Annotated in this window: 10 protein-coding genes; 5 read left to right on the top strand and 5 right to left on the bottom strand. The window is 69.6% G+C overall.

Annotated elements, in window-relative coordinates:
• Positions 1–8: 8 nt before the first annotated feature.
• Positions 9–680, bottom strand: a complete 672-nt coding sequence (locus tag FFS52_RS02610; protein WP_137808831.1) for a hypothetical protein — start codon at positions 678–680, stop codon at positions 9–11.
• Between the two features lie 237 nt (positions 681–917).
• Between FFS52_RS02610 and FFS52_RS02605 the strand changes: the two genes are divergently transcribed.
• Together FFS52_RS02605 and FFS52_RS02600 are read left to right on the top strand one after the other, a co-directional pair.
• Positions 918–1,889, top strand: a complete 972-nt coding sequence (locus FFS52_RS02605; RefSeq protein ID WP_065628907.1) for a PAC2 family protein — start codon at positions 918–920, stop codon at positions 1,887–1,889.
• A 17-nt stretch (positions 1,890–1,906) separates the two neighbouring features.
• A complete protein-coding gene (locus FFS52_RS02600) occupies positions 1,907–4,030 on the top strand; it encodes a DUF3516 domain-containing protein (protein WP_171011538.1) in 2,124 nt (707 codons plus the stop codon).
• Here FFS52_RS02600 and FFS52_RS02595 read toward each other — a convergent pair.
• Positions 4,027–4,959 carry a hydrogen peroxide-inducible genes activator gene (locus tag FFS52_RS02595; protein WP_171011531.1) on the bottom strand — a complete coding sequence of 311 codons (933 nt, stop codon included), beginning with the start codon at positions 4,957–4,959 and terminating at the stop codon, positions 4,027–4,029. The two genes, FFS52_RS02600 and FFS52_RS02595, sit on opposite strands and share 4 nt — an antisense overlap.
• 125 nt (positions 4,960–5,084) lie before the next feature.
• Between FFS52_RS02595 and FFS52_RS02590 the strand changes: the two genes are divergently transcribed.
• The gene (locus FFS52_RS02590) at positions 5,085–5,672 is read left to right on the top strand and encodes a peroxiredoxin (RefSeq protein WP_058250204.1); all 588 of its coding nucleotides are present in this window, start codon (positions 5,085–5,087) and stop codon (positions 5,670–5,672) included.
• An 11-nt stretch (positions 5,673–5,683) separates the two neighbouring features.
• Complete coding sequence (locus FFS52_RS02585; protein WP_058250203.1) at positions 5,684–6,217, top strand: alkyl hydroperoxide reductase; 534 nt, start codon at positions 5,684–5,686, stop codon at positions 6,215–6,217.
• 136 nt (positions 6,218–6,353) lie between these two features.
• On the opposite strand, the gene FFS52_RS02580 is transcribed toward FFS52_RS02585, so the two are convergent.
• Complete coding sequence (locus tag FFS52_RS02580) at positions 6,354–7,604, bottom strand: aminotransferase class III-fold pyridoxal phosphate-dependent enzyme (protein ID WP_137808725.1); 1,251 nt, start codon at positions 7,602–7,604, stop codon at positions 6,354–6,356.
• Between the two features lie 82 nt (positions 7,605–7,686).
• Here FFS52_RS02580 and hrpA point away from each other — a divergent pair, with 82 nt between their 5' ends.
• The gene (gene hrpA, locus FFS52_RS02575; RefSeq protein ID WP_137808724.1) at positions 7,687–11,673 is read left to right on the top strand and encodes an ATP-dependent RNA helicase HrpA; all 3,987 of its coding nucleotides are present in this window, start codon (positions 7,687–7,689) and stop codon (positions 11,671–11,673) included.
• Here hrpA and nrdR read toward each other — a convergent pair.
• Together nrdR and FFS52_RS02565 are read right to left on the bottom strand one after the other, a co-directional pair.
• Positions 11,647–12,147 carry a transcriptional regulator NrdR gene (gene nrdR / locus FFS52_RS02570; RefSeq protein ID WP_058250310.1) on the bottom strand — a complete coding sequence of 167 codons (501 nt, stop codon included), beginning with the start codon at positions 12,145–12,147 and terminating at the stop codon, positions 11,647–11,649. The two genes, hrpA and nrdR, sit on opposite strands and share 27 nt — an antisense overlap.
• Positions 12,148–12,246: 99 nt before the next feature.
• Positions 12,247–12,786: a LysM peptidoglycan-binding domain-containing protein gene (locus FFS52_RS02565; RefSeq protein WP_137808723.1), complete on the bottom strand. Its 540-nt coding sequence runs from the start codon at positions 12,784–12,786 to the stop codon at positions 12,247–12,249.
• Positions 12,787–12,837 lie beyond the last annotated feature (51 nt).

The following is a 12,837-nucleotide window of genomic DNA, read 5'->3' as shown; positions in this document are numbered from 1 at the left end:
GGTACTGATCAGCCGAACGCGGCCGCAAGCGCCTTTCCGAACAGCGCGTCGAGCGCGGCGGACGCTTCGGGAGGCACAGGACCTGCTGCGGGCCAACGGTATTCGGTGTACACCCGCACGCCGTCCCGCTCGCCGAGCAGCGTAAGGGCGCTCGTGGTGGACGGGACACCGCCGCCGGTCACGATCGCACGGCGGATCGTCGCGGTGTCGACCCTGTCCGGCGCCGGCGGCGGGGGCAGCACCTCGGTGGTGATCGTCGATGACGCCCCGAACGTGGTCGTGGTGGTCTCGGGGCAGCGCTCGGCCAACTCGACCACGTCGTCGAGCGGCGTCTCGACACCGGCCACGACCGAGGTGAGGGTGGCCCGCTCCCCCGGGCCGGGACCCAGGAACGCGACCGCTCCGTCCGCGGGGACGGACGCGGGTGCACACTCCGGCGGCGACACCTCGGTGCCCGTCTGTCCGGGCATCGGCGCCCCGGTCACGTCGGCCAGGGCGTTCGCGACCGCCGACGTCGGGATGGGACTCGCGGCGCCGTCCGGGAAGTCCGCGGCCTCGACCGATCGCGCGGACAGGTCCGGACTCGACGGCTCCGGCTGACCGCCGACGGAGCAGGCGGACAGCACGAACGCCGCGGCGACGAGACCGGCCACCGCGCCGGGAACGAGGCGGCCGGGCAGGGACAAGCGCAGTCGGGGCGCATGCGGCTCGATCACAACGGTCTACTGTGCCACCGGCGTCTCCGCCAGGTGTCGAGGACACACCCCCGGGGAACAACAACCAGGAACACCAACGGGGGGAATCACCGGTGTGTCGCGGTGGTTGCACCGAGGCGAGTGGCCACCGCCGGGTGCGGTGCGAGACAATGGACGTTCAGCTGTCTCTTCCGGGACAGTGCCAGCAGAAGGAGGGACGACGTGGACGAGCAGCCCGCGCGCAACGACGCGCTGTATGAACTCGCCTTTCCCGCTCCGCAGGTGACCCGGCCCGACGGCACGGGTCCGGTATTGATCCACGCGCTCGAGGGCTTCGCCGACGCCGGGCACGCGGTCGCGCTGGCCGCGACGCACCTCCGCGACAGCCTCGAGTCCGAGTTGGTCGCGACCTTCTCCTCCGACGAGCTGATGGATTACCGGTCACGCCGGCCGACCATCTCGTTCAGCGGCGAGACCTTCACCGACGTCGAGATGCCGACGCTGGCGTTGCACGCGATCCGCGACAACTCGGGCAAGGGTTTCCTCCTGCTCGCCGGTTCCGAACCCGACCTCCGGTGGGAGCAGTTCGTCGACGCGGTCCGACGCCTGAGCGACGGACTCGGCGTCACCGATGTCATCGGGCTCAACGCGATCCCGATGGCCGTACCGCACACCCGCCCGCCGTCGATCACGGCGCACGGCAGTGATCCCGACGCCCTCGGTGACCTGCCCCGGTGGGGATCGGCGATGAAGCTGCCCGCCAGCGCGTCGATGCTCCTCGAGTTGCGGATGGGCGAACACGACTACCGGGCGTCGGGCCTGTCCGTACATGTCCCGCACTATCTCGCGCAGACCAACTACCCGGCGGCGTCCGCACGCCTGCTGGCGGCGGTCGCCGAGCTCGCCGGTCTCGACCTCCCCCTCGCCGCTCTCGACAGCGCCGCCGAGAAGGTGCGCGCACAGGTGGACAACGAGGTCGAGGGCAACTCGGAGATCGAGTCCGTGGTGGCGGCGCTGGAGACCCAGTACGACACGTTCACCCAGGCCGCGCAGGAACGCTCGTCGCTGCTCGCCGCCGAGGAATCGCTGCCCAGCGGCGACGAACTCGGCGCCGAACTCGAACGGTTCCTGGCCGAGCAGACCGGCGACGGTGAGGCCGGCCCCGGGGACGAGGGTCCGCGATCACCGATCTGATCCCGGACACCGCACCGATACCCGCGCCGCACGTCCTGGTCCCCGCCGACGACGAGGACACCGCACTCGAGCGGTACACCGAGTGGTGGACGGGACGCGGCCTCGACCTCTACCCGCATCAGGAGGAGTCGCTTCTCGAGCTCCTCGCCGGCAGCCACGTGATCCTGGCGACGCCGACCGGCTCGGGCAAATCACTCGTCGCGGCGGGCGCGCTGTACTTCGCGCGCTGCCGCGGCGAGCGTGCGTTCTACACCGCACCCATCAAGGCGCTCGTCAGCGAGAAGTTCTTCGAGCTGTGCGCCATGTTCGGCGCCGACCAGGTCGGACTGCTGACCGGCGACGCCGCGGTCAACGCCGACGCGCCCATCGTGTGTGCGACCGCCGAGATCGTCGCCAACCTCGCCCTCGCCGCCGGCGGCGCGAGCGACATCGGCACCCTCGTCGCCGACGAGTTCCACTACTACGGCGAACCCGACCGCGGCTGGGCCTGGCAGGTCCCGCTCATCGAATTGCCGTCGACGCAGTTCCTGCTGATGTCGGCGACGCTCGGCGACGTGTCGTTCTTCGTCGACGACCTGACCCGGCGCACCGGACGCGAGACGGTCGAGATCACCGGCGCCGAGCGTCCGGTCCCCCTGGACCATGCCTACGCCATGACCCCGATCCACGAGACGATCGAGGAGCTCGTCGACCGGGGACGGGCGCCGATCTACGTGGTGCACTTCACCCAGGCCGCCGCGGTGGAGCGCGCGCAGGCGCTGCTCAGCGTCCGGATCTGCGACAAGGCGGAGAAGGCGGCGATCGCCGAGGCGATCGGTGACTTCCGGTTCTCCACCGGTTTCGGCAACACGCTGTCCAAACTGCTGCGCGCCGGTATCGGCGTCCACCACGCCGGGATGCTTCCCCGTTACCGCCGTCTGGTCGAACGTCTTGCGCAGCAGGGGTTGCTGAAGGTCATCGCCGGCACCGACACCCTCGGCGTCGGCATCAACGTGCCGATCCGCACGGTCCTGTTCGCGGCCCTGAGCAAATACGACGGACGGCGGGTCCGTCGCCTGCGGGCACGCGAGTTCCATCAGATCGCCGGCCGGGCCGGGCGCGCCGGTTTCGACACGATCGGCTACGTCGTCGCGCAGGCTCCCGACCACGACGTGGAGAACGCCCGTGCCGTGGCCAAGGCCGGCGACGATCCCAAGAAGCTCCGAAAGCTGGTGCGCAAGAAGCCACCCGAGGGTTTCGTCTCGTGGGGAGAGAAGACCTTCCTCCAGCTCGTCGACGCGCCCGACGAGCCCCTGCGCAGCCACTTCCAGATGACGACGGCCATGCTCCTCGAGGTCCTCGGCCGACCGGGCGACTGTTTCGCCGCGGTCCGCCACCTTCTCGAGGACAATCACGAACCGCGCGACCGCCAGCTGCGCACCATCAAGCACACGATCGAGCTCTATCGGGGGCTCCGGGACGCGGGCATCGTCGTGCAACTCGCCGAACCCGACGACACCGGCCGACACATCGCCCTGAGCGTGGACATGCCGGAGAACTTCGCGTTGACCAATCCGCTGTCCGCCTTCGCGCTGGCGACGTTCGAGATCCTCGACCCCGAGTCGTCCACTCACGCACTCGATGTGGTCTCGATCCTCGAATCGACCCTGGAGAACCCGCGCCCGCTGCTGCTGGCCCAGCGCAAGGTCGCGCGCGACGCCGCGATCGCGGAGATGAAGGCCGACGGCATCGAGTACGAGGAGCGGATGTCGCGCCTGGAGGAGATCACCTGGCCGCAGCCGCTGGCCGAGGAGATCTACGCCGCGTTCGACATCTATCGTCGCGGGCACCCGTGGGTGTCGTCGTTCCCGCCGGCGCCGAAGTCGGTGCTCCGCGAGATGCTGGAGAAGGCCATGACCTTCACCGAGCTGATCTCCGCGTACGGGCTGGCGCGCAGCGAGGGCGTGCTGCTGCGCTATCTGTCGGACTGCTATCGCGTTCTCCGGCAGGGCGTTCCGACGAGCGTCGTGACCCCCGAGATCGAGCGGATCGTCGAGGAGCTGGGCACCATGGTCCGCGAGGTCGACTCGAGTCTCGTCGACGAGTGGGAGGCTCTCGCCGCACAGGCGGCCGCGGCCGAGATGGCCGGCGGCACGGTCTAGAGCGCGGTCACGGCACCGGTCGCACCGACGAGATCGCCGATGAGAGAGCCCAGTTCGCGGTAGGCCTCGTCGTGGCGCGCGGACGCCCGGAAGACCAGGCCGATCCGCCGCCCCGGCCGCGGGGCCGCGAAGGTCGCGGTGGCCAGATCACCCGACGCCGTCTCGGAGGCCACCGCCGTCTGCGGGATGAGCGTCACGCCGAGTCCGCCGACGACGCAGTGCACCGCGGTGGTCAGCGAGGCGGCCCGGGTCTGACCCAGATCGGGCCGCACGCCCGCGAGCCGGCACACCTCGAGCGCCTGATCGCGCAGACAGTGCCCCTCGTCGAGGAGGAGGAGCGGCAGGTCGGCGAGCGCCGTGGGATCGACGCGGCGGCGTCCGGCCAGCGCATGACCGGACGGGAGTGCGAGAACAAAATCCTCACGATAGATGGGAACTTCGACGATGCCGGGCATGTCGACGGGGAGAGCGAGCAGCGCGACGTCGAGCGTGCCGGTGCGCAGTTGTTCGACGAGGCGGGCGGTCTGCTCCTCCACCACCCGGGGTACGAGGTCCGGGAGCCGTTGCCCGAGTCCGCGCAGCAGCGTCGGCAGGACGTAGGGCGCCACCGTCGGGATGACCCCCAGCCGCAGCGGCCCGCTGAGCGGTCGGCCCGTTCCGGCGGCCGCCGAGGTGAACTCGTCCATGGCCTCGGTCACCGCGATCGCTCGCGGGAGGAGTTCGTCACCCTCGGCGGTCAACAGGACACGCCGCGTGGTGCGTTCGACGAGGGTCACACCGAGACCGGACTCCAACGCCGACAACGCCTGCGACAGCGATGGCTGACTGACACCGAGATCGGCTGCCGCAGTGCCGAAGTGGCGTCGGTGCGCGAGTGCGACGAAGGCACGCAACCCGGCCACGGTCGGCTGATAAGTTCTATCGGACATGCTTATCAGTATAGTGCTAGTCATCACGTTTCGTTTTCGACCGGAATCCGGCACGATGGTACCCGTACGTCGCGAAACTCATTCGCGCGCAGATTCCGTACATTCACCAGCTGAAGGAGCGATACATGGCCCTGCTCACCATCGGTGACCAGTTCCCTGCCTACAACCTCACCGCCGTCATCGGTGGCGACCTCAGCAAGGTCAATGCCCAGCAGCCCGACGACTACTTCACCACCGTGTCGTCCGACGATCACCCCGGCCAGTGGCGCGTCGTGTTCTTCTGGCCGAAGGACTTCACCTTCGTGTGCCCGACCGAGATCGCCGCGTTCGGCAAGCTGAACGACGAGTTCGCCGACCGCGACACCCAGGTGCTCGGCGCCTCGGTGGACAACGAGTTCGTCCACTTCCAGTGGCGCGCACAGCACGAGGACCTCAAGACCCTCCCGTTCCCGATGCTGAGCGACCTCAAGCGCGAACTCGCCACCGCCGCAGGCGTTCTCAATGCCGACGGCGTCGCCGACCGCGCCACCTTCATCATCGACCCGAACAACGAGATCCAGTTCGTGTCGGTCACCGCGGGCTCCGTGGGCCGCAACGTCGACGAGGTCCTGCGCGTCCTCGACGCACTGCAGTCCGACGAACTGTGCGCCTGCAACTGGAAGAAGGGTGACCCGACGATCGACGCCGGCGAGCTCATGACGGCCGGCGTCTGAGAGGAGAACAGATGAGCATCGACAACCTGAAGGAAGCACTTCCCGAGTACGCCAAAGACCTCAAGCTCAACCTCGGTTCGATCAGCCGCACCACCGCGCTGACCGAGGAGCAGCTCTGGGGAACCCTGCTGTCGACCGCTGCCGCCACGCGAAACGCCAAGGTGCTCAGCGAGATCGCCGACGAGGCCGCCGACACGCTGTCCGCCGAGGCCTACAACGCCGCGCTCGGCGCCGCGTCGATCATGGGGATGAACAACGTGTTCTACCGGGGTCGCGGCTTCCTCGACGGCAAGTACGACGACCTGCGTCCGGGCCTGCGGATGAACATCATCGGCAACCCCGGCGTCGACAAGGCCGTCTTCGAGCTGTGGTCGTTCGCGGTGTCCTCGATCAACGGCTGCGGTCATTGCGTCGCCGCGCACGAGAACACCCTGCGCGAAGCCGGCGTCGATCGTGAGGCGATCCTCGAGGCGCTCAAGGTCGCGTCGATCGTCAGCGGTGTCGCCCAGGCGATCGCGACCACCGAGGTGCTCGCCAACGCCTGATCCGTCGCATGTGAGACGACGACGGGGCCCGGCTGCGCTACGCAGCCGGGCCCTGTCGTTCTCAGGCGCACTCACCGCGGTCCGGCGATGACCACCGGATCGTCGGGATGACCACGACAAGGCGTGGCCTGCGGCGTCAGCTCAGCGCCGCGCGCATCCGGTCGGCGAGTTCGCCGACCTCGGCGGTCGTCATCACGAACGCGGGCGAGATCTGCAGCGCCCCTTGACCTGCGGCCCGGGTGCTCACCCCGTGCTCGCGCAGCTTGACCACCGTCGCCGGCGCCGTCGCGGGGTCGGCCAGCTGTACCGCGGTGACCGCGCCCAGGCCGGTCCGGACCTCGGCGACCGTGTCGAGGTCGGCGAGCGGCGACAGCGCGGCGGCGAGGTCACCCTCGAGCCGGGTCGCCTCGGCGAGCAGGTTCTCGCGCCGGATGATCTCGAGGTTCGCGAGGGCCGCCGCCGCCGCGCCCGCGTGACCGCCGTAGGTGTACCCGTGCCGCCACCAGACGCCGCCGGCGAAGAACGGCTCGGCGATCCGCGGTGCGATGAACACCGCGCCCATCGGGACATACCCGGAGGTGAGTCCCTTGGCGGTGGTTATCATGTCGGGTTCGAGGTCGAATCGTGCGGAGGCGAACCAGGATTCGCCGCCGATGCGGCCGAAGCCGGTGACGACCTCGTCGACGACGAAGAGGATGTCGTGGTCGCGGCAGATGCCCCGCACCTCGGCGAGGTAGCCCTCCGGCGGGAGATAGATGCCGCCGGCCCCGATGATGGGCTCGCAGAAGAACGCGGCGATGTTGTCGGCGCCCACGCGCTCGATGAGACCGAGCAGGCTCTTCGCGTCGTCCCAGTCGACGTTCTGGACGTCGTGCATGAGTTCGCCGTAGCCGTCGTGGTTGAGCGGGATCCCGGCCAGCGAGGTACCCGCGACATGCATCCCGTGATAGGCCTTGGTGCGGCTGACGACGACCCGCTTGGACTCGCGTCCCTGTTCCACCCAGTAGCGACGGGCGAGTTTGACCGCGGTGTCGATCGAGTCGCTGCCGCCGGAGGTGAAGAAGATCTTCGATCCGCGTACCGGCGCGATGGCGCCGAGCTCCTCGGCGAGCTGCAGGGTGACGTCGCTCGCGAAGTCACCGAAGTTGGAGTAGTGCGCGAGGGTGCCGAGCTGGCGCGCGACGGCATCGGCGATCTCGGTCCGGCCGTGCCCGACGTTGGTGAACCACAGTCCGGCGGTCGCATCCAGGTAGGAGTTGCCGTCGCGGTCGAAGATCCGCGCACCCTCTCCCCTGGTCACGACGAACGGCCCGCTCGCGGTCACCGCACCCATGTCGGCGAAACCGTGCCATAACGATCCAGTACCAGTGCTCGAACCATCAGCCATGGCCCCATGATGCCGGTCCACGCGGCCCACGCGGCCACTGGGGTGAACCGGCCTCGGCGCTTCCCCATATCCTGGAGTGATCATGTCGGCCCCGTCCTCGTCACCTGACCCGTCCCCGTCTCCACCGGACACCGCTGCATCGGACATCCCCCGCTCGGATCTGCTCCGCGCACTCGACGACGTGGGCCTCGTCGACGCCGACCGGTTGCGTCGTCGCATCGATCGGCTCGCCGCGCGCCCGGATGCCGCGAAGTGGCGACAGTTGGTCGCCGATGTCGACAAGGCACGCGCCCGTCTCGACCGGCGGCGCGCGACCGTGCCGTTTCTGCGCTTCCCCGACGAACTACCGGTCTCCGCCGCACGCGACGAGATCGCCGAGGCGATCCGCAACCACCAGGTCGTGGTCGTCGCGGGCGAGACCGGCTCGGGCAAGACCACCCAGCTCCCCAAGATCTGCCTCGAACTCGGGCGTGGCATCCGCGGGTCGATCGGGCACACCCAGCCCCGGCGCATCGCCGCGAGCTCGGTCGCCAAGCGCATCGCCGACGAGACCGACACCGAACTCGGCGACGCGGTGGGCTACTCCGTCCGGTTCACCGACCGGTCGGGCGCCGACACCCTCGTCCGGGTCATGACCGACGGCATCCTGCTCCGCGAGATCGCCACCGACCCCATGCTGCGCCGCTACGACACCCTCATCATCGACGAGGCCCACGAGCGCAGCCTCAACATCGATTTCATCCTCGGCTATCTGCGCCGCCTGCTGCCCCGACGCCCCGATCTGAAGGTGATCATCACCTCGGCGACGATCGAACCGGCGCGCTTCGCACGGCATTTCAGCACGCCGAAGACCTCGGTCCCGGTCATCGAGGTATCCGGACGCACCTATCCGGTCGAGATCCGGTACCGACCGCTGAGCCTGCAGGAACGCCCCGACGACGGGGACGACGCCGGCGGCGGCGAACATGCCGACCTCGACCAGATCCAGGGCATCGACGCCGCCGTCGACGAACTGTGGGCCGGTGGCCGCGGCGACATCCTCGTGTTCCTGCCCACCGAACGGGACATCCGAGAGACCGCCGAGGCGCTCCGTCGACGAACCGGCGGCAGCAAGGGTCCCGGTGCCGAGATCGTGCCGCTCTATGCGCGACTGTCGATCGCCGAGCAGCAGAAGGTGTTCTCCCCCTCCGACGGACGCCGGATCGTGCTGGCGACCAACGTCGCCGAGACGTCGGTGACCGTGCCCGGCATCCGCTACGTCATCGACACCGGCACCGCCCGTATCAGTCGGTACTCGACCAGGACCAAGGTCAATCGTCTTCCCATCGAACCGGTCTCACAGGCCAGTGCCCGGCAGCGGGCCGGTCGATGCGGTCGTGTCGCCCCGGGCGTCTGCATCCGTCTCTACAGCGAGAACGACTTCGACTCCCGGCCGGCCTTCACCGACCCGGAGATCCTGCGCACCAACCTCGCGGCGGTCATCCTCCAGATGACCTCGCTGAAACTGGGTGAGATCGCCGAGTTCCCGTTCGTCCAGCCGCCCGACGACCGCGCGATCCGCGACGGTATGGGTGTTCTCACCGAACTCGGCGCCATCACCGTCCCGCGCGAGGGCGGGCCCCCGCGACTGACCCCGATCGGCCGGTCGATGTCGCGCATCCCGGTCGATCCCCGGGTCGCCCGGATGCTCATCGCCGGACACGAACTGGGTTGTCTCGACCACCTTCTCGTGATCGCCGCCGCGATGTCGCTCCCCGATCCACGGGAACGGCCGGCCGAGCACCGGGAGGCCGCCGACGCCCAGCACCGGCGCTTCGTCGTCCCGCAGTCGGACTTCCTGTCCTACGTGGAGCTGTGGCGGTACCTCGGCGAACAGCGCAAGGAGTTGTCCGGCAGCCGCTTTCGGCGCATGTGTGAGCGCGAGTACCTCCACTTCCTGCGCATCCGGGAGTGGCAGGACCTCCATCGACAGCTGACCGAGATCGTCAAGGACCTCGACTGGTCGGTCGCGCCCACCGAACTCGACGCCGACGCCGTCCACCGATCCATCCTGTCCGGGTTGCTCAGCAACATCGCCGCCCGCAACACCGAGGGCCGCGAGTTCACCGGTGCGCGCAACACCACGCTGATGATCTTCCCCGCCTCTCCGCTCGCCAAGAAGCCGCCCGCCTTCATCATGGCGGCCGAGGTCCTCGAGACGTCGCGCCTGTTCGCCCACACCGTCGCCGGGATCGATCCGCTGTGGGCCGAGAAACTCGCCGGGGATCTGGTGAAGCGCACCCACAGCGAGCCGCACTGGTCGGCGAAACGCGGAGCGGCGATGGCCTACGAACGCGTGACCCTCTACGGGGTCCCGCTCGTCGCCCGCCGGCGCGTCGACTACGGCCCCATCGACCCGGTGGTCTCGCGGGAGCTGTTCATCCGGCACGCTCTGGTCGAGGGCGATTGGCGGACGCAGCACGCCTTCTTCGACCGCAATCGCACGCTTCTCGAGGCCGCCTCGGACGTCGAGAACCGCACGCGCACCCGGGGTCTGGTGATCACCGAGGACCAGCTCTTCGAGTTCTACGACCAGCGGCTACCGGCCGAGGTCACCTCCGCCCGGCACTTCGACACCTGGTGGAAGAAGGCCCGCCGGGTCGAACCCGATCTGCTGGATCTGCGCCCCGAGGACGTCACGGGAGGCACCGACGTCGCGCCGACGGACTATCCCGGCGCCTGGCAGCAGGGCGACACCCGACTCGAACTGCGCTACCGGTTCGAACCGGGCGCACCCGACGACGGCGTCACCGTCGTGATCCCGCAGGCACTGCTCCCCCACGTCCGACCGGCCGGCTTCGACTGGTCGGTCCCGGGCATGCGCGCCGAACTGGCCACCGCACTGGTCAAGTCGCTACCGAAACAGTTGCGCAAGAGCATGTCACCCGCGCAGCGGTTCGCCGAACTCGCGCTCGGCCGGCTCACCCCGCGCAAAGAGCCGCTGGCCACCGGGCTGGCGCGCGAGCTCTCGGCGATCACCGGGATGCGGGTCACCGCAGCCGATTTCGACACCGACCGGGTACCGCCGCACCTGCGCATGCATTTCGCGGTGGCCGACGACTCCGGACGGATCGTCTCCCGCGCCGACTCGTTGCCCGAACTCCAGCAGACCGGAACGCCCGCGGCGCCGAAGACGGTGTCGCGCACCCTGTATCGGACCTGGACCGCCGACGGGATCGGTTCGCTCGCCGAGCAGACCACGGTCGATGTCGCGGGGCAGCGGCTGACCCGGTACCCGACGATCGACGTGGTCTCCGATGCGAAGGGCCACGCGCGGGGCGTCGTCGTCGTCGATGCGGCGAGCCCCGAGACACGAGACCGCCTCCTGCGACGAGGGATCGTCGCCCTCCTCGACCTCGCGATACCTCCGCTGCACAAGCGGATCGCCGGCTCGCTGAGTCCGGTCGACCGACTCGCCCTGAGCCAGAGCCCGTACTCGACCACCGAGGCACTGCTCGCCGACTGCACCCGACGGGCCATTCGGGACACCGTCGCCGACATCGACGACGCAGAGCTCGCCGCGGTTCGCTCACCACAGTCCTTCTCGGCGCTGCTCGAACGGATCCGGCCACGGGTCGCCGCGGCCGCACCGGACTATTTCTCGCTGGCCGTCGCGGCCCTCGAACGGATGGCCCCGCTGCGGGCGGCGATCGACCGGCACGCCGGTTCGCTGGCTGCCGACGACGTCGCCGAACAGGTCACCCACCTCGTGTTCGATGGATTCGTGGCGGCCACCGCGCGACGCCACCTGGAGAATCTGCCGCGCTATCTCGACGGCGCGCAAGCACGTCTGGAGGCACTACCCGCGTCCGCAGCACGCGACCAGGCCGGGGTGGCCGCCGTCGATCGCGTCGTCGAACGGTGGGCCCAGCGTCTCGAACAGGTACCCGAGCACCGGCGGGCGGTGGTCGACGACGAAGCGCAGTGGCTCGTCGAGGAGTTGCGCGTGGGGCTGTTCGCCCAGCGTCTCGGTACCGCGTTCCCGGTGTCGGAGAAACGGGTCCTACGAGCTCTGGACCGACTCGGCTGACACGGGTTCGGCGAGCGCGCTCCCGGAGCCCGATGCCGCCTTCAGGTCGTCGATCTCGCGCTGGAAGTCCTCCACCGAGTCGAACGACCGGTACACCGAGGCGAAGCGCAGATACGCCACCTCGTCGAGATCGCGGAGCGGACCCAGGATGGCGAGTCCGACCTCGTTGCTGGGGATCTCGGCCGATCCACTGGCGCGCACCGTGTCCTCGACCTGCTGGGCGAGTTGCGCGAGCGCGTCCTCGGCGACGTGGCGGCCCTGACAGGCTCGCCGCACGCCGCGCATGACCTTCTCCCGGCTGAATGGTTCGGTCACGCCGTTGCGTTTGACCACCGCGAGCACGGCGCTCTCCACGGTCGAGAACCGGCGACCGCACTCCACACAGGAGCGACGGCGGCGGATGGCCTGCCCTTCATCTGCGACACGCGAGTCGATGACCTTGGTGTCGTCGTTCTTGCAGAAGGGGCAGCGCATCGTGTCCTCACGCAGGTCGCGGGACGCTGGAACGCACCCGAAGCGTGCGCCCCGCCGCTTGTCGGCCGGCCCCTGTGACATCGAGGATACCGCCCGGCCTCAGCGGTACCGGGGGGTGAGCAGGGGCTGGCCCACCTGCAGCGCGCTCGACCCCAGATCGTTCATCGCGACGATCTCGTCGATCACGACCTCGCGCGGCATCTCGGGTGCCACCCGGCCGGCGATCGAGCTGAGCGAGTCCCCCGAGCGCACGTGGACGACCTCGGCACTCACGGCGGACGGGGTCAGCGAGTCCGAGTAGTTCTGGCCCACGACACCGAACACCCACACGACGAACGCCAGCCCGACGCCGGCGAGGAGCGCGACCGCGGTGCGGCGGCGGCGACGGAACACCGCCGCGTCGGGTCCGACCGGGCCACGCCCGCGCACCCCGACCGGAGAGCCACAGTGGGTGCCGCCCACCCGTGGGGTCACCGGCGACGCACCCCGCGGTCGGGTGCCGGCCGGCCGGTTGTCTACCGGGCGGCCGCCGTCGGACAGCGGGGCGCGCGTCCGGACCCGATCGGCGCGGTCGGTGGGGGGCCGGACAGCGTCGGGACGGTCGGTGCGGACGGGAGCGACGAGAGTGGCGGTGCGCATGGTGCCCTCCGGTGTTCTGGTGTCTGGATCGTGCGGGGTGTGGCGGTCGGT

This window comes from Gordonia sp. ALPHA1B1 (assembly GCF_005502615.1).
GTDB lineage: Bacteria > Actinomycetota > Actinomycetes > Mycobacteriales > Mycobacteriaceae > Gordonia > Gordonia hongkongensis.
The sequence above is the reverse complement of the archived record's forward strand: the minus strand, read 5'-3'. Positions and strand labels throughout refer to the sequence as shown.

Excerpts from the sequence above, each read along its gene's own strand:
- FFS52_RS02595 (WP_171011531.1), bottom strand. The coding sequence starts at position 4,959 with ATGTCCGATAGAACTTATCAGCCGACCGTGGCCGGGTTGCGTGCCTTC.
- FFS52_RS02590 (WP_058250204.1), top strand. The coding sequence starts at position 5,085 with ATGGCCCTGCTCACCATCGGTGACCAGTTCCCTGCCTACAACCTCACC.
- FFS52_RS02585 (WP_058250203.1), top strand. The coding sequence starts at position 5,684 with ATGAGCATCGACAACCTGAAGGAAGCACTTCCCGAGTACGCCAAAGAC.
- FFS52_RS02580 (WP_137808725.1), bottom strand. The coding sequence starts at position 7,604 with ATGGCTGATGGTTCGAGCACTGGTACTGGATCGTTATGGCACGGTTTC.
- hrpA (WP_137808724.1), top strand. The coding sequence starts at position 7,687 with ATGTCGGCCCCGTCCTCGTCACCTGACCCGTCCCCGTCTCCACCGGAC.
- nrdR (WP_058250310.1), bottom strand. The coding sequence starts at position 12,147 with ATGCGCTGCCCCTTCTGCAAGAACGACGACACCAAGGTCATCGACTCG.
- FFS52_RS02565 (WP_137808723.1), bottom strand. The coding sequence starts at position 12,786 with ATGCGCACCGCCACTCTCGTCGCTCCCGTCCGCACCGACCGTCCCGAC.